Genomic DNA, 17,206 nt, shown 5'->3' with positions numbered 1-17,206 from the left:
TTTGGCCACCTCCTATTTAGATGAACAAATCAACAAATTCGTTTACTCTCACAGTTTCTAATTTTTCCAAGTTATCGCAAGTTTCTTCGATTAGACGCTGCTGTTTGCCTGAATAGTGTGTTTTAATATTGTTCATGAATTTTTCCTTAATCTTCGGAATCGCTTCTTCACGACGGAAACGATGACCCAATGGGTACTCTAATTCCACGTTTTCGGTTACTGTTCCATCTGTGAATTTAATCTGTACACTGTTGGCGATTGAGCGCTTGCTCGGATTGAGGTAATCTTCACTATATTGTTTGTTTTCTACCACTGTCATCTTTTCACGCAATGCATCAATTCTTGGATCCTCTGCTGCTTCATTCTCGTAGTCTTCTGCTTTAATATCGCCTTTTAGCAATCCAATAGCGGTAATGTACTGCAAACAATGATCGCGATCCGCCGGGTTATGTAGCGGGCCAGTTTTATCAATGATACGAATAGCTGATTCATGTGTTATAACTTTAATCTCTTCGATCTCATCAAGTCGGTTCACAACTTGTGGATGAAGCTTAACTGCACATTCCGCTGCTGTCTGGGCATGGAATTCAGCTGGATAAGATACTTTAAATAGAACGTGTTCCATCACATAGGAATCAAGCGCACGGCCAAGTACTAGTTCTTTCTTATTAAAAAGGACATCCTGAAAGCCCCAACCTGGTGCAGATAGTCCAGTCGGATAGCCCATCTCTCCTTTTACCGCCATCATAGCCAAGTGGACGCCTCTGCTCGTTGCATCACCTGCCGCCCATGATTTGCGTGAACCAGTATTTGGAGCATGTCTATAGGTTCTTAAACTAGAATTGTCAATCCAGGCATTTGAAAGTGCGTTGATAATTTCCTGACGCGTTCCGCCTAACATCTTTGTTACAACAGCAGTCGTTGCGATTTTCACAAAAAGGACATGGTCGAGACCTACACGGTTCAAGCTGTTTTCCAATGCGAGAACACCTTGAATCTCATGTGCCTTAATCATCATCTCTAAAATATCCCGAACTAAGAGTGGTTCTTTTCCTTCAGCAATCTGCACTCGGCTTAAGTAATCGGCAACGGCAAGAATACCCCCAAGATTATCAGAAGGATGGCCCCATTCAGCGGCTAACCATGTATCGTTATAGTCTAGCCATCGAATCATGCACCCAATGTTAAATGCACCTTTTACAGGATCAAGAACATATGGTGTGCCTGGCACTCTTGTTCCATTAGGTACAACTGTACCAGGTACGACTGGTCCTAAAAACTTTGTGCATTCTGGATACTTCAATGCAAGAATTCCACAACCGAGTGTATCGAGTAATACATAGTGCGCTGTTTGATACGCTTCTGTACTAGTGATGTCTTTATACAATACGTAATCTGCAATCTCTTCCAATAAAACGTCTGTTTTTGTATTTTCGTTTGTTTTTAGCATGGGATACCTTCCTTTTCTGTTCTAAGTTGATTATGATGAAAATGGGTATTCGCCAAAATATCCATTTTTGCTCGGTGGGCGGCAATCACAACTCCCCAGTTGTTGAATGAAATACTCGTCGCTCACCTGTATAATGTACGCGCGGACGGAACAGCCGATTGTTTGAATGCTGCTCAATAACATGTGCAGAAAGCCCTACAGTTCTTGCACTAAAAAAGATCGGTGTATATAGCGGAATCGGAATCCCCAGCATCCAATAGACTGGAGCTGCATAATAATCCAGGTTCGGATAGATGCCTTTCTCCCTCTCCATAATTCTTTCACCTGCTTCACACATTTCATATAAGGTATGATCGCCTTTTAGATCACACAGCTCCTTTAATGCTTGCTTCATCATCAAAGCCCGTGGATCCATCTTTTTCATGTAAACGCGATGACCGAAGCCCATGATCTTTTCTTTTTTGAATAGCTTAGTTTCCAGCAATTCTTCAAACTTTTCTACATTGCCTGCTTCATTGAGCATATACATGACAGCCTCATTGGCGCCTCCGTGTAAGTTTCCTTTTAAGGATGCGACTGCACCGGTTAACGCACCGTACAGATCGGACTGTGTAGAAGCGATAACTCTTGCTGTAAATGTAGAATTCGGCATCTCATGTTCACTGTAAAGGACTAGGGAACGGTCAAATATTTTTTCTTCTAATGGCGTAGGGATACGTCCTGTGATCATATAAAAGAAATTGGCACTATAGGAAAGACTTTCGTTAGAGCGGATCGGTTCCAATTTCTGAATGACCCGATAGCTGTTCGCCACTATATTTGGCACCTTTCCGAGCAGCTGATACGCTCGATTTTTATTAACGGATAGCGAGCGCTCATCAAGGTTACTGTCATATCCTGCAAGTGCTGAAATTCCTGTTCGAAGTCCATCCATCGGATGAGTATTCTCCGGAAGATGTTTAAAGATGTTCAAAAGCTCTGAAGGAATTTCATATTCACTTTTTAACTTCTGTTCCAATGTTGCTTTTTCTGCAGAATCAGGCAATCTTTCTTCTAGCAGAAGATGGACAATATCTAGATATTCTTTCGATTGAGATAGTTTAATAAGATCATAGCCTTGTATGACAATTTCACTTTGCACCGTATCTAAAAACGAAATCTTCGTTTCTGCTGCAATGACACCATCTAACCCAGGAAAAAATTTCTCATTCGCTCCCAATCTTCTTCCTCCCATCTCCAAATAGCTCTTCCATTATTAATTTGTAAGCCCTTTCAAGATTGCTCGAAAAAAATTCTTTTTCCTCACTCAATCCTGTTCGCATCGCAATTTCTTCCAACTGCTCCTCATAATAAAAAGGCAGCATAAAGCGATTATTACCACTAAAATTGTTCATAATACACGTCTTAAAATAATCCATAAAATACTCTACTGTTCCAAACAAAGAAGTCCACCTCTAATCTTTCCTACTTAAAAAATGCCAATAAAAAAACAACTTCCTGAAAGAAGTTGTTAAGATGAACCGATGGTTAAATAAACATGTTTTTCATTAATTAAAAAACATGTTCCTATCGCTCGCACTTAACACCCCCTATCCTCGTAGGTATTGATGTATGCTGAAACAGGCAGGTCTCCTGGCTTATGATCATCGCTTTTCGAACCTTCCCACCTTCATATAGCTGAAGGCAGTGGATGTTTCGAATCGCTCCCAAATACAGTTGCGGGACAGCGTCGGGCTTAAACCGAACTTCCCTTTTAAGCAGTTGATTTTAAAAAATCATCTGCACCTATTTCTACACATATTTAGTTTTCATTTCAAACATATCAAATATTTAGAAAATTTACAAATAAAAATAAAAAAGATAATCAGCCTTCATTCCAGCTGATTATCTTCAAGTAATACTTCATAATAGATATCCAATCATCCAAACTTCTTATTGATTCTGCATTGTTTAAATCCCTCGTGTGCATTTAACTTTTAATCACGAGTAGCTTTTCTCTTGTTTTTACTGCTGCTTCAACCATCTTCTTCAATGCTGCAATGGTCTCGTCAATTCCACGTGTTTTTAAACCGCAGTCAGGATTGATCCAGAACAAAGTTGGGTCAAGGACCTGAAGGGCACGATCAATATTTCTTGTCAGCTCTTCAAGTTGTGGTACACGTGGGCTGTGGATATCATAAACACCAAGGCCAATGCTTTTGTCATAAGTATTTTCTTCAAAGGCATAAATTAACTCTCCCTGACTTCTTGAAGTTTCAATGGAAATAACATCCGCATCGAGCGCTTTAATCGCATTGATAATATTTTTAAAATCTGAATAACACATGTGAGTGTGAATTTGTGTTTCGTTTTTGACAGATGATGTTGCAAGTTTAAACGCGTAAATGGCTGAATCAAGATAGCTCTCCCATTTATCCTGCTTTAATGGCAACCCCTCACGAAGTGCAGGTTCATCAACTTGAATCATTTGAATTCCATTTTCCTCAAGTAACTCTACTTCTTTTCTCAGCGCAAGTGCAATTTGATTGGCAACATCAAAGCGTGAAATATCATCCCGTGCGAACGACCAGTTTAATATGGTAACGGGACCGGTCAGCATTCCTTTAACCGGTTTAGTTGTTAACGATTGAGCATAAAGCGTTTCAGTAATAGTCATTGGTTTCTTGAAGGCAACGTCACCATAAATAAGCGGAGGTTTCACACAACGGGAGCCATATGACTGGACCCAGCCAAATTTTGTGAACTGAAATCCAGCTAACTTCTCTCCAAAATATTCAACCATGTCGGTACGTTCAAATTCTCCATGGACAAACACATCCAAACCAAGATCTTCTTGAATGTCAATCCATTTTTTAATTTCTGCTTTTATAAATTTTTCATATTCATCATTTGTCAAGTTCCCTTTTCTCCAACTTAACCGTTGTTTTCTTAATTCCTGTGTTTGAGGAAAGCTTCCAATAGTTGTAGTTGGGAGTAGTGGTAATTGAAATATGTCTGCTTGAAATTGTTTACGAACTATAAACGGCGCCTCGCGCTCTGCTTTATAATTATCAAGGCTCTGAACGGCTTTCTGAACTTCTTTATTGTTTCGATCAGATGAATGATTTAATGCAGAAATAGCTGTTACACTCGCATCTATTTCTGACTCTATTGATTCTACCCCAACCTGGATGCATTTTGTTAAAAGTACTATTTCGTGTAATTTTTCATCAGCAAATGATAACGCATCTTTTAAAATCCTAATAATTGAATCTTCATTTTTCACTGAAACAGGTACATGCAATAAGCTTGAAGAAGGTTGTACAATGAGATGATTTATCGGCACAAATTCCGTAATTTCTTTAAGTAAGGATCGTTTATGATCTAGGTTTGCTCGCCAAATATTACGCCCGTCAATTACTCCAGCAGCAAGAATTTTATCTTTTGGAAAACCAGATTTCTTCAGAGACGTAAGGTTTTGACCATGATCATAAACAAAATCTAGTCCGATTCCATGAACTGGAAGAGAGATGACATCTTCGTAATGTTCCAAACTATCAAAATAGGTTTGTAAAATGACTTTTAGGTTTGGTGCTGCATTATTCAAAGTTTGATAAACATCCTGAAATAAAGCAATTTCTTCTTTTGAGATCGTTGTAGACAAAATAGGCTCATCGATTTGCACCCACTCTACGCCTTCTTTTTGCAATTCACGTAAAATTTGTGCATAGATGGGTACAAATTGATTAACTTTTGTTTTAAACTCATTGTCTTTATATCCTTTAGATAATTTAACGAATGTTATTGGTCCTAAGATAACAGGTTTTCCGTCAATATCTAGTTTTTGTTTAGCCTCTTTATAAAATTGAAGTGGACCGTTCTCAACAAGAGCAGGCAAGGTTTCATTTAGTTCTGGCACAATATAGTGATAATTTGTGTTAAACCACTTTGTCATTTCAGAAGCAACCGCTCCTTCTGTACCTCGGGCTATTTCGAAATAGGTTTTAAGTGATACTTTTCCGCCGTCGTATTTAAAGCGCTTCGGTACAAGACCGAACATAACAGCTGTGTCCAGTACATGATCATACAGACTAAAGTCTCCCACCGGAATTAGATCAATACCTTGCTCCTTTTGTTTAAGAAGATGCTGCAGACGAATCTCTTCTATTCGTTTTAAAAATTCCTCTTGTTCAATTTTACCTGACCAAAACTGTTCAAGAGCTTTTTTCCATTCACGGTTTTCACCAATTCTCGGATATCCTAAATTTGAGCTTTGCACCTTGTTAACCATATTTACACACTCCTTGTATATTTTTATTTTCTTTCTTTTACCAAAAAATCTCTCTTTTCAAATAGGAAAAGAGAGATTCATCCATAGTTAACTAGAGTTGAGACCTTGTGGTATTCTCAACACGAATCCTCACCCCCCTCTATACATCCGTAGAGTACAAGCGCACACAACAGGCAGGTCTCCTGACTTAGGTTCACAGCAATTTACCACTTCCCATTCCATTCAATATGAAACAGTGGCTATTGATAAATCGCTCCCCATCACAGTGGCGGGACCGTGCCGGCATTTAACCGGTCTTCCCTTTTAAGCTGTGTAAATTACTTACAAAGCACCTGGTGCATTTCATATGCAGTTTTTTAAAAATACAAAAAGCCCCTCTATCAAAATATAGAGAGGCTTTTATTACTTATGTAATCCTCTCTTATCTATCAAAGCAATCTGTTGCTTTGCAGGAATTAGCACCTTTTCAACATAGTTGTTGAATGGTTGCTGGGTTTCATAGGGCCAGTCCCTCCACCTCTCTAAATAAGAGTTATATTTTTTTGAAAGTTTTGAAATTATTAGCTATATTAGCATTATATAATGAGTATGTCAAAATGAATTTTATACAACACATTTTTATAAAATATAAATAATTCATTAAAGATTGCTTTCTACGCTCTATTTGAGCGCTACTAAAAGTTAATTTTTCATAAAATATAAGATATTTAAAATGTTTGTAGAAGTTAAATTCAATTTATAGTTCGATTTATACGATCAGTTGGTGTAGACTATGGTAATAATCATTTAAGAAAGGTTAGGATAAATGAATAATTTAGATGGGGATTTTTTCGTTAAAGCTCTTAACCATACAGGAGTGGGTCTCGTCGTAACTGATCCTACTTTAGAAGATAATCCAATTGTATACGTTAACCAAGGTTTTTTGGACATGACCGCTTACAATCAAGAGGATATTTTAGGTCACAATTGTCGTTTCCTACAGGGTGAGAATACAGATCAAAAAGATGTGCAGAAAATAAGTAGTGCGCTCAAGAAATTTGAAAGTGTGAATGTTGAAATTTTGAACTACCAAAAAAACGGAACCCCGTTTTGGAACAAATTAACTATAGATCCCATTATTAATGATCAAGATAACAAAACATATTTCGTTGGCGTGCAAAAAGACATAACAAAAATAAAGAATGTTGAACTAAATTATTTAGAAGCTCTTGAAGAAGTTAAGAGATTAGCTTGTCCGATCGTTCCACTTGTTCACAACATGGCAGTCATGCCGTTAATAGGCAAGATGACTCATGAGCGATTAACTAGTCTGATTGAAACTGTCTCAAATGAAATCGTCAAAAACGAAATTGATATACTTGTTATAGATGTATCAGGTATAGAAAAGTTCAATAAGGAGATTTTAAGTTATATTGTAAAATTATACCAAATAATACAGCTACTTGGATCAGAATTAATTATATCTGGGATCTCACCAGATATGATAATGAACTCAATTGATATAGACATCATTTCATCAAGTAGTATAAAAACTTATCGATCTCTAAAGGAAGTAATTGCAACCATTTTATAAGTTTCGTATATGATTTGATAATAGATGGAGCGAATTCCAAAGGTGATGCGTTATTCTTCGCTCCAACCTTTGTCCTTTTTCCAAACAATAAAAAGTTTTCAATAACTTTCCTTCCACCCATACAGCAGATCAGGCAAATTCTCTTCATTCTCATTTCCTCTTCCAATAACCTTAAACCCGTTCTTCTCGTAGAAGCGTTGTGCATTCATGTTTACTTCAAATGTCCTCAACGTTAACCTGCCGCAGGAGTGCTTCTTTGCTAGTTGAAGCAATGCCTGGCCAATACCCATTTTTTGATAGTCGCTATGAACATACAGCTGGCTGATTTCTGTTTGATTATAAGCAATCAATCCAACAACTATTGCATCAACAATCGCTAATTCGACGACAAACTCTTTAGTTAGAATACTATTCAGAAAGTACACATGATTTTCAAAACTATGAGACTCTTTTACACCTATTGCCTCGAATTTACTATCACGCCACATCTTAACGGTTTGTTCAGCATAATCAGATGAATAGGTTATGATATTAAAATGTAGTCCCTTCAATTTAATCTCTCCCTTCAAAAAGCATTATCACTCTTCCCAATTATAAAGCTAACAATTGATTTAAAACAGAATCAAGAGGGTTCACCTAGAACTAAAGCGAATAAGAAGGGAGAGCTCAAATGTTTTAAAACAGCGGTAAAGGAGAATATGATGAAACTACTTCATTCAGTAAAAGAGTATATAGATCAACACTATCACATACCAAAGGGATTGATTGGTACATATATCGTAGAAAAGATGGTCAGACAACACAAACCTGAAACAGAGTGGACAATAGGACAATTGGAGCTACAAGAACAAGATAAAGTGTTAGAACTTGGTTGTGGTGCAGGTTATGCCATACAAATGATCACAGGAACATATCGTGTTCAGGAAATTGTAGGTTTAGATCTGTCTTCAACTGCGATACGGTCGGCTGCGGCACGTAATAAAAAGGAAATCAATAATAAAAGAGCTAAATTGGTTCAAGCAAATTTTAATAAACTTCCATTTAGTAACGATATGTTTACCAAGTTGTATACTATCCAAACCATATATTTTTGGAGTGAGGTCAATACCATCATTTCAGAAATCTATAGAGTTCTTAAGCCTGGTGGATTGGTGGTTATTACTTTTTCTAATGGTAAAGATAATGAAACTTGGGAAAGTGTGAAGGAAGTCTCAGAAAATCAAGTGATGCCGTTCATGATAGATATTGGATTTGAGAAGGTTTCCTTAGTAGGAGGACCTGATTCTCGGGGTTTTCATACAGTTTCTATCAAAGGTGTAAAGGTGTAAAGGTGTAAAGGTGTAAAACATTTTTCATTAAAGCTTATAACAGACGTCAAGATAAAAAATTGGCATCTGGTATTCTTTTTTCTATATCTTACAGTTAAAAATAGGTCTTCTAAGCAGTACATCTATTGGTTTCTTTCTAATGAGTAGAAAATGGGTAATAAGTGCGATTAGTATTCCGTTCAATGCTCCAGCTATCACATCAAATGGATAATGAACGCCCACCCATACTCTTGAAAATGTGATTAAGATTGCGAAAAAGCACCATATATATCTATACCTAAATGTTACCAACATTAAGGTTACAGCAATTGAAATTGCAGCAGATGCATGATCACTAGGAAAAGAAGAGTTAGCAGCATGCTCTACCAATTGAACGATGTCATGCGTAATAAATGGCCTCTCTCGATAAAGGAATTGCTCAATCAATCGATTTATTGAGTAAGATAATGAAAATGCAACCAACGCTTGAAATACGATTATCCTGTCAGTTTTTTTATTTCTCCACCACAGCATGATCAATAATAAAACAAATGCATACTGAACGTATTCCGCAAAGAAAATCATGAAATTATCGATTAGCGGATAGCTTGAAACGATTTTGTTAATTAACATAAACCACTTATAATCTGTTTCTAGAATCATATTCCCTCCTATAATTAAAATCTTTCTTTTAAGAATAATGAAAGTTGTAAGGTTTTCATATGATTCCTCTCTAACAGATTTATGTAATTTGCAGAATTTTTCTAAAACAAAAAAAACAGCCATATAGGCTGCCATACATTTATTTCGTTTGTGAAGGTGTAGATATTAGCTGAGTTATGTAACCTTTTAAATCAAAATCCTTGCTACCTGCATACTCGCTTAGTTTCACAGTCGTCATTAGCATTTTAGTTCCTCCTAAAATGAGTTTATTGTTATTAGTATTATTACCAAACTGGTAAGCTATTAAACTCATTTTAGTAAATTTTTTTGATTTGCTTGATTGTGATATAAAAGATGCCTCATTTACTTAATACACAACTTATTATTTGTGACCCCGCTTTTGGACGTCTAACGAGTTCCCCGCTACAGTTCATGCAAATATGATTCATCTCTGTTGTGCATGTTGGGCAATACGTACATTCATGGACACAAATGTAAGCATCCGACTTTTCATGAAGCTCTACAGAACATTTTTCACATTGCTTTCTCATCTCTAACATTTTATTAACCCCTTTTTGTTGTAATTATCTCTTACATATATTATATTTTTCCTCAGAACTGTTTTAACATGGAATATTAACGCTATTTCTTATGGATTTCTTTGAAAACATCGGAAAAAGAATGAATGCTCCTAAATTTTTAAAGTCGAGGAGAAAGATATGGACGAAATTGATAAAGAGATCCTTTTACATTTGCAGCAAGATGCTCGAGTATCGATTACGGCTTTAGGTAAGAAAGTTGGTCTTTCAAACCCTGCCGTTCATGAACGAGTTAAGAAGCTGGAGGATAAGCAGATTATTGAGGGTTATAAGGCAATTATTAATCCTGAAAAAATGAATAAACCGGTTATGGCTTTTATCTTATATGACAATACGAAATGCAAGCAGTTTGTTGATTTCTGTAAAGACCACCGTGATGTGATCGAATGTCACCGCCTAGCTGGGCAGTATAACTATCTGATTAAAATCGTTACCCATTCCGTACAATCCTTGGAAAGTTTCATAGATGAATCCATGTCATTTGGACAACCTTCTACGTTAATCAGACTTTCATCACCCGTATCGGATAAATCTTTAAGTTAAATAAACAGAATAGGAAAACCAAAAAAAGACTGAAACATAAGGTTACAAAACATCCCTTTGATCAGTCTTTTCTCTGTTTTCGTATGATGAATTAAGTAACTTTTACTAAAAATGGCTTGTTAGGTAATTGTTCTTAATTATCACTCCGTATTTTTTGAAGAGCTATAGGAGGAGAACCTTCATAAACCCTTTGATGAACTTTTGCTGCACATTCTTCTGGAGTATATAAGGAAGTATCCACCTCTAAATCATAAATACCAGGAATATGAACAAGTTTCTGCCAGAGTTCTATTGGTCTTGGTATCTTTCCTTCCGATGTATAGCCTTTTTGCCAGGTTTCTATCCGTCGTTTCATCACAGTTTCAATTGGACAGCGCACACCAATCAACCATGCTGGTGTCCCGTTAAGAATCTGTGCAGCTTGCTTAATAATATTACGCTCTAGAGAATAACCATCATGATGACCAACATCCACTATGACATTCAAGCCTTCACGACTGAAAGCTACAATTGATTTGTACATAGCAAGATACATTCTCTGTATAATTGGTTCCAAATCTGGCCTTTCCCCACCTGGTCTTAAACCTATGCTTGGTTGAAATTTCTCAGGTGTCATATCCATGATTCGGTCCACCCCAATATTCATCCATACACCTTCAAATTCATTTTGAATCACTGAGGCAATGCTCGATTTCCCTGATCGAGGCGTACCATTTAGGATAATAATCCTACCCTGTATTTCTGTTTGATCCATACTAAAACTCCTTTTGTCTTTGATCAAGTCATTCAAAGGCAAGGTGTGCTCCCTATTTAAAACAAAGTTGTAAGAGACTGATAATTTAGTTTATCCTGCTGAAGCTTGGTTAAACTGTTATCAAGATGCTGCAGAAGTAAAGCTCGTAAGTTTTCTTCTTCTCCCTTTTCAATGTATTGGATCATTCGCTCGTGTTCAAGGATATCTAGTTCTTCATTGCTAGAATCTTCATTAAAGACATCATAGAGCACCATATAAATTGTTATCTGACTCAAAATTTTCTTCATAAATTCAATTAAATACCTGTTTCCACTTGCTGTTGCTAAGACTAGATGAAAAGCATTGTTTTTCTCTTGATACGGAACGATCTTTCGTTCTATAAAAGCGGTCCTCATTTCAATAAGAAGTTGTTTAAGTTGTTCAACGTCATCCGAGCCAAGATTGGAGAACCCTTTCTGAATCGACATTTCCTCAAGCGTTTTTCTCATCTCAAACGCTTGAATCATTTCTTCGATCGTTGGTTGAACAATGAATGCTCCTTTGTTTGGAATAACATTCACTAACCCTTCTGATTTCAGCTTCATGATTGCACTTCGAATTGGCGTCCTGCTCGCATTGACCTTCTCAGCAATGGCACTTTCAAATAACTGGTTACCTGGTGCAATTTGTCTATTCAAGATTGCGTTCTTTATTAAGTGATAAACTCTTTGTTCTACTGTTTCTTTACGCATTTTAAAATTACCTGCCTAACCGTTCTTTTGCCTTATTCTAACATAGATCTAAATAATTGAACAAAATTGTAGAACAATCTTGTTCGAAGGAATTCGTTATGATATATTATCCTAGGTATTCAGGTTGAACGGAGTGATAATATGAACCATACAGGAAAAGAAATTACATTAATTATTATAGGATCCCTGTTCTTTGCACTAGGGGTAAATTGGTTCGCCATCCCAAACGAATTAGGTGAGGGCGGCGTTACCGGTATTTCGATGACTCTATATTATGTATTAGGCTGGTCACCAGGTCTTACAAACTTTATTATGAACGGTTTCCTTTTAGCCATAGGTTATAAAGTCTTAAATAAACGAGTGACATGGTATACGATGGTTGCTATCTTCTTTACCTCTCTATTTATTCATTTAACAGAAGGTATGGGTAACCCTGTTGACATTATGCTTGGCACTGTTTTTGCAGGTGTATTCATCGGAATCGGGTTGGGGCTCGTGTTGCGTTCAGGCGGAACAACAGGTGGCTCGACCATCATTGCGCGAATGCTGAATCAGCATTTCGGCTGGGGTGTAAGTACGACTATGTTTGTTTTTGATATTCTGGTCGTTATTGGTTCCGCATTTGTCATCGGGATCGAAAATACGATGTACACAGGAATTTCCATTTATATTAGCACAAAGATTTTGGACTACTTAATTGATGGTTTTGATACTAGAAAAGCTGTTACGATCATTTCTGAAAACACGGACGAAATTGCTAAGAAAGTAAGCGATGAAATGGATCGTGGCGTTACCATTATTAATGCAAGAGGTCATTACTCAAACGAAGCTAAAGATATTTTATACGTTGTGATCAATAAACAAGAGCTATTTCTGTTAAAGAAGATGATCCAACGTGTTGACGAAAAAGCATTTGTTGTAGTCCATGATGTAAGAGATGTATTTGGAGAAGGATTTACTTTTCCTAAAACTTAAGATTCACTCTCTATAAAAGTACACATAAAGGTCGATTCATTTTATTGAATCGGCCTTTTGATTTTAAAGCTCTTTTTATAGTCCTTTATTCCCCACTCTATTTGATTTTCAACAGTTAATAATTCATTACTAAACTCATTCGGTCATAAAGTAGCAAAAACACGCACAAACAAGAATTAATACTTGCAAAAACCCTTATATGTAATATATTGTTAAATATAGAATTAAAGCCTAATTAAGGAGCCCAAATATGAATCCTATCATTCCTAAAGAACCCATTATTCCAGAATTTACCGAAAGTGACGTTGAATTTTTAACCGCTATTACCTTCGAAAAGGAGTTACGTCCTCAAAAATGTGATGCACTTTTTGTATTTAGTGGTACTCATAGTGGGCATTGGGAGAAAGTCATTGAAGCTTATAATCTTAACTACGTAGACAAGATTATAGTAACTGGAGGAAGAAGCTTAACTGGTATTCCCCATCCCGATTGGGACGTGAATACAGATCGCGAAGTCTCTGAGGCACAAGTTATTGTCTCATTTTTAATAAGTGCAGGAATACCTTCACACATTATTTTTACTGAAGAAAAATCTACTAACTCTCTTGAAAATGTTATATGCGCTCTAGAAGTTTTTGACTTTACGAAGATTCAATCGTTAATGGTGGTTTGTAAAAGTCATGCTACTGGCAGACAAATAAGGACCTTAAAAAAGCATTTGCCAAATCAAATTGAGTACATTCCTTTTACATTCAATACTGTTTACAAAGGAACCGAAGTGAACAGAAACAATTGGATGGAAACAGAAATAGGAAGAAAGCGTGTGTGGGGAGAATATTTACGAATAAACCATTATGGAAGTAAAGGAGATATTCTTCCTTTGGATGTATGTCTGATAGTTTAAATCTAGTTTGATACGAATAGTAATAAAGCTCGGTCTATTGGTGTATGCGAGCTTTATTACTTTAATTGATCCAGCTCGCTTTCAGCCGAGCGGGCAATAACCACATAAGTTAAAATAGATCCGTCACTCGTAAAGAATAAGCCAACGAGAATGTAGTAACTAGCTTTGCTAATACAGCAATCATTATAAAGCGTCTTGTTTTAACACCGCTCACTCCAGCACCGACACAAATGATTTCATCTGGCAACACAGGAACGATGAACAACAAAACGATGATCCACATTTCATTCTTCTTAACAAAACGATGATATTGAACTAATTGTTTTTCATTTACTAAACGTTGTACCATTTTCATTCCAAAAGTTCGAGATAAATAAAACATCGTAAGAATCCCTAACACAGCGCCCATGAATCCTAAGATAAAAGCGGTGAACGGGCCTAGAGCAGCACTTCCCGCTACGACAGTTACTATTTCTGGAACGGGCAAGATAATGGGTTGAGCATAACATACAGAAAAATAGATAAGTTTGGCAAGTTCCAGGTTCTCGTTTAGGATCGTCTCTAACCCTTTGTTATCAAGAGTAACAATCATGCGACTCAAACCATATGTGAGAAAAATGGCTGCCATTAATAAGCTATACACAATCGAGACCGTCTTCATTTTTTCGAAAAATGTGTCCCACTTCAAACTATAAGATGCTATTAACAGGAAGATAACACTACACCCGATGATTAGAAAAAATGCTTTATATGATGGTTCAACTGTAGCTAGTGATTGAGAAAGAAGGTATATTGAAGCGAACAGTATTCCTAAATGCATGATAAAGCCATACCTATACGGATTAACGATTTTATAAGATAACGTACCTCGTTGTGTTTTTAAATTCATTTAACATCCAACCTCTTTTCTTACTGTTACATTTATTATGTAAAACAAATCTTAAGAAAAGCTTAGGAAAATTCTTAACGATTCTTAACTTTTTCCAACTAAAAAAGCTTATGAAGCCTGCTTCATAAGCTTTGATCAAATTGGAAGTTTGATAATAATCGTGAGCCAGCCAGCCATATACTCCGCTTGTATATGACCTCCATGTAGTTCTACAATCCTTTTTGAAATAGCAAGTCCAAGTCCCGTTCCTTCATGCTCGCTTCGGGCTTTGTCTCCTACTAAAAAACGCTCAAATAATTGATTAATATCTCGTACTTCTGGTCTTTCTGTTTGATTGGACAGCCTAAATTCAGCATAATTGGATTGTATGTCTAAAGTAGCTTTAACAATAGAAGGTTTCGCGCTGTACTTTATGGCATTCATAAAAAGATTGTCATAAACACGTACCATTTTTTCAATATCCATAGAAGTTAGAACTTCTTCTTTTGGTATCTCCTTTATAACAGTTAGGTTTTCCTTTTCAAAGATAGGAACGTATTCCCCGATCAATTGTTCTAATAAACCCGTCATGTCTACATCATTAATGTCTAATTTCACATCTGGACTTGTTAAACGAGTATATTCAAAAAGCTCATTGATTAGTGCTTCAAGCCGCTTTGATTTTGAGTAAGTCGTATCATGATATTCTTTTAGTTGATCTTGGCTCGAATAATGCCCCTTTCTCAGCAAGTCTAGATACCCAATAATGGATGTTAAAGGGGAGCGCAGATCATGGGATATATTTGTAATCAGTTCATTTTTCGCTATTTCAAGTTGTCTTTCATATTCAAACTTACTTGATAATTCCTTAGACATACTATTAACATCTTGGGCAAGCTTGCTTAATTCATCGTTTCCCTGCAATTCAATCGTCATTCCCAATTTTCCGTTGGCGATTTCATTAATACTTTCTGTAATACGCTTTATATAAATGATTTTGTTTCGTATCAATGCTAAGAAGGTAACAATAAAAGAAAAAATAACAAAAGTAAAAATCAGAAAAACGATAAAATTATAGGTAGTTGCACCAATATCTTCAATAGTAAGATATTGAAGATTATAGAGATGCAAAATAATTTGAGAGATGATAATCATAACCACAGTTGACACAATAAAGCTAACAGCAACTGCTACCAGGAGTTTTACAAGTAACGATATTTTAATCCGCTTTATTCTCATATTTTATAGCCGACTCCCCAAACCGTTTTGATATAGATGGGTCTCTTCGGATCTTCTTCAATTTTTTCTCTTATCTTTGTTATATGAACCATGACAGTACTGTCTGACTTATAGAAATCTTCTTGCCATACAGCTTCATATATCTTCTCAATGCTCATAACAATACCTTTATTACGGGCAAGCAGCTCTAGAATAGAGAACTCTTTCGGTGTGAGTCTGACATCATTCCCTCTCACCCATACTTGACGGGTTTCTGTATTGATCTTCAGATCTCCAATCTCAATGAATTCCCTACTTGGATCAGTATCTTGATTGTATTTTCGATATCTTCTGAGCTGGGATTTAACACGTGCCATTAATTCTAAAGGATTAAACGGTTTGGATAAGTAATCATCTGCACCAGCAGCCAGTCCTTGAATCTTGTCCATATCTTCAGACTTAGCAGAGAGCATAATAATAGGCATATTTCTCTCCTGCCTTATTCTCATACACGCTTGGATCCCATCCATCTCAGGCATCATAATATCTAATATGATAAGATCAAAATCCTTCTTCTCCAATTGTTCTAACGCATCTATTGCATTTTCCGACTGAACTGTATACATTCCTTCATTTTCTAAATAAACGGAAATCAAATTCCGAATATCACTATCATCATCAACGATTAAGACTCTAGATTGCATAAGTCCCCTCCATCTTTTCTTCTTCTAATGAACAACATAATACCATAGCAGGTGGAACATTTCGTATCTCAATACTTACATCCACTTTTGAAAAGAACTGTTCAATATATGCTTTCATTACATTTGAATATTGAAACGTAACAAACTTTCCATTCTTTCTTAACACTTTCGAAGTTTTAAACAGGATACGATTTGAAACGGTCTTTGGTAAGCTCGCAAAGGGAAGTCCTGATATGACGTAATCTACAAATGGAATACCGCATTTTTCAAGGTACCAGTCAACCTTTTCAGCTGACCCATTGTATATGTAGAGATTATCAACCTCTTTGTATTTCTGTACAAGTATTTTGTAGAATTCCTCATTGCTTTCAAATAAGATGATAATCGTTTTAGGCTTACGATTTTGTAGCACCTTTTCGGTAAAAACACCCGTACCCGGCCCGTATTCTAAAATGTATCTTGCTTGCTCAAAATTGATACTCTTTACCATCTTATCAGCTAGATAACTTGAACTTGGAAGAATGGCTCCTACTGATCGGGGATTACTTATATACTGTGCTAAAAAGGACAAAAGTTTCACAATTATTCACTCCGATTGTTTGAATGTATAGTCATTCTATAATTCAAACCTAAAGAATTAAGAGGAA

Annotated in this window: 18 protein-coding genes and 3 riboswitches; of the genes, 5 read left to right on the top strand and 13 right to left on the bottom strand. The window is 36.3% G+C overall.

Annotated elements, in window-relative coordinates; translation table 11 throughout:
* Positions 1–16: 16 nt before the first annotated feature.
* The 4 genes from P4V41_RS09825 to metE form a co-directional block, all read right to left on the bottom strand.
* Complete coding sequence (locus tag P4V41_RS09825; protein ID WP_328084648.1) at positions 17–1,450, bottom strand: bifunctional 2-methylcitrate dehydratase/aconitate hydratase; 1,434 nt, start codon at positions 1,448–1,450, stop codon at positions 17–19.
* 85 nt (positions 1,451–1,535) lie between these two features.
* On the bottom strand, positions 1,536–2,669 hold the full coding sequence (gene mmgD, locus P4V41_RS09820; RefSeq protein ID WP_328084647.1) for a citrate synthase: 1,134 nt from the start codon (positions 2,667–2,669) through the stop codon (positions 1,536–1,538).
* Positions 2,656–2,892, bottom strand: a complete 237-nt coding sequence (locus P4V41_RS09815) for a hypothetical protein (RefSeq protein WP_328084646.1) — start codon at positions 2,890–2,892, stop codon at positions 2,656–2,658. Before P4V41_RS09815 ends, mmgD begins: the two co-directional genes overlap by 14 nt.
* A gap of 163 nt (positions 2,893–3,055) precedes the next feature.
* A riboswitch (cobalamin riboswitch) is annotated at positions 3,056–3,254 on the bottom strand.
* Between the two features lie 165 nt (positions 3,255–3,419).
* The gene (gene metE, locus P4V41_RS09810; RefSeq protein WP_328084645.1) at positions 3,420–5,720 is read right to left on the bottom strand and encodes a 5-methyltetrahydropteroyltriglutamate--homocysteine S-methyltransferase; all 2,301 of its coding nucleotides are present in this window, start codon (positions 5,718–5,720) and stop codon (positions 3,420–3,422) included.
* 155 nt (positions 5,721–5,875) lie between these two features.
* Positions 5,876–6,071, bottom strand: a riboswitch (cobalamin riboswitch).
* Between the two features lie 67 nt (positions 6,072–6,138).
* Positions 6,139–6,252, bottom strand: a riboswitch (SAM riboswitch).
* A 273-nt stretch (positions 6,253–6,525) separates the two neighbouring features.
* Here metE and P4V41_RS09805 point away from each other — a divergent pair.
* On the top strand, positions 6,526–7,293 hold the full coding sequence (locus P4V41_RS09805) for an STAS domain-containing protein (RefSeq protein WP_328084644.1): 768 nt from the start codon (positions 6,526–6,528) through the stop codon (positions 7,291–7,293).
* Between the two features lie 98 nt (positions 7,294–7,391).
* On the opposite strand, the gene P4V41_RS09800 is transcribed toward P4V41_RS09805, so the two are convergent.
* A complete protein-coding gene (locus tag P4V41_RS09800; RefSeq protein WP_328084755.1) occupies positions 7,392–7,781 on the bottom strand; it encodes a GNAT family N-acetyltransferase in 390 nt (129 codons plus the stop codon).
* 213 nt (positions 7,782–7,994) lie between these two features.
* Here P4V41_RS09800 and P4V41_RS09795 point away from each other — a divergent pair, with 213 nt between their 5' ends.
* Positions 7,995–8,621 (top strand): class I SAM-dependent methyltransferase, encoded by a 627-nt coding sequence (locus P4V41_RS09795; protein WP_328084643.1) that lies wholly within the window; start codon positions 7,995–7,997, stop codon positions 8,619–8,621.
* A gap of 81 nt (positions 8,622–8,702) precedes the next feature.
* Here P4V41_RS09795 and P4V41_RS09790 read toward each other — a convergent pair whose 3' ends face one another.
* Positions 8,703–9,263 (bottom strand): undecaprenyl-diphosphatase, encoded by a 561-nt coding sequence (locus P4V41_RS09790; protein ID WP_328084642.1) that lies wholly within the window; start codon positions 9,261–9,263, stop codon positions 8,703–8,705.
* A gap of 359 nt (positions 9,264–9,622) precedes the next feature.
* The gene (locus P4V41_RS09785) at positions 9,623–9,814 is read right to left on the bottom strand and encodes a DUF1272 domain-containing protein (RefSeq protein WP_197191809.1); all 192 of its coding nucleotides are present in this window, start codon (positions 9,812–9,814) and stop codon (positions 9,623–9,625) included.
* Between the two features lie 168 nt (positions 9,815–9,982).
* Here P4V41_RS09785 and P4V41_RS09780 point away from each other — a divergent pair, with 168 nt between their 5' ends.
* A complete protein-coding gene (locus P4V41_RS09780; RefSeq protein WP_328084641.1) occupies positions 9,983–10,405 on the top strand; it encodes an Lrp/AsnC family transcriptional regulator in 423 nt (140 codons plus the stop codon).
* A gap of 133 nt (positions 10,406–10,538) precedes the next feature.
* On the opposite strand, the gene P4V41_RS09775 is transcribed toward P4V41_RS09780, so the two are convergent.
* Together P4V41_RS09775 and P4V41_RS09770 are read right to left on the bottom strand one after the other, a co-directional pair.
* A complete protein-coding gene (locus P4V41_RS09775) occupies positions 10,539–11,159 on the bottom strand; it encodes a chloramphenicol phosphotransferase CPT family protein (protein WP_328084640.1) in 621 nt (206 codons plus the stop codon).
* 56 nt (positions 11,160–11,215) lie between these two features.
* On the bottom strand, positions 11,216–11,890 hold the full coding sequence (locus P4V41_RS09770) for a GntR family transcriptional regulator (RefSeq protein WP_198770743.1): 675 nt from the start codon (positions 11,888–11,890) through the stop codon (positions 11,216–11,218).
* 141 nt (positions 11,891–12,031) lie between these two features.
* Here P4V41_RS09770 and P4V41_RS09765 point away from each other — a divergent pair, with 141 nt between their 5' ends.
* Both P4V41_RS09765 and P4V41_RS09760 read left to right on the top strand, forming a co-directional pair.
* Complete coding sequence (locus P4V41_RS09765; protein ID WP_197191591.1) at positions 12,032–12,865, top strand: YitT family protein; 834 nt, start codon at positions 12,032–12,034, stop codon at positions 12,863–12,865.
* Between the two features lie 250 nt (positions 12,866–13,115).
* A complete protein-coding gene (locus tag P4V41_RS09760; protein ID WP_328084639.1) occupies positions 13,116–13,769 on the top strand; it encodes a YdcF family protein in 654 nt (217 codons plus the stop codon).
* Positions 13,770–13,878: 109 nt separating this feature from the next.
* On the opposite strand, the gene P4V41_RS09755 is transcribed toward P4V41_RS09760, so the two are convergent.
* From P4V41_RS09755 to P4V41_RS09740, 4 genes are all read right to left on the bottom strand, one after another.
* On the bottom strand, positions 13,879–14,658 hold the full coding sequence (locus P4V41_RS09755; protein ID WP_328084638.1) for a TVP38/TMEM64 family protein: 780 nt from the start codon (positions 14,656–14,658) through the stop codon (positions 13,879–13,881).
* A gap of 135 nt (positions 14,659–14,793) precedes the next feature.
* Positions 14,794–15,876 (bottom strand): HAMP domain-containing sensor histidine kinase, encoded by a 1,083-nt coding sequence (locus P4V41_RS09750; protein WP_328084637.1) that lies wholly within the window; start codon positions 15,874–15,876, stop codon positions 14,794–14,796.
* A complete protein-coding gene (locus tag P4V41_RS09745; protein ID WP_328084636.1) occupies positions 15,873–16,559 on the bottom strand; it encodes a response regulator transcription factor in 687 nt (228 codons plus the stop codon). Before P4V41_RS09745 ends, P4V41_RS09750 begins: the two co-directional genes overlap by 4 nt.
* Positions 16,549–17,139 (bottom strand): class I SAM-dependent methyltransferase, encoded by a 591-nt coding sequence (locus tag P4V41_RS09740; protein WP_328084635.1) that lies wholly within the window; start codon positions 17,137–17,139, stop codon positions 16,549–16,551. Before P4V41_RS09740 ends, P4V41_RS09745 begins: the two co-directional genes overlap by 11 nt.
* Positions 17,140–17,206 lie beyond the last annotated feature (67 nt).

It is taken from the genome of Fictibacillus nanhaiensis (genome assembly GCF_036213205.1).
GTDB classification, from domain to species: Bacteria; Bacillota; Bacilli; order Bacillales; family Fictibacillaceae; genus Fictibacillus; species Fictibacillus nanhaiensis_E.
The sequence above is the reverse complement of the archived record's forward strand: the minus strand, read 5'-3'. Positions and strand labels throughout refer to the sequence as shown.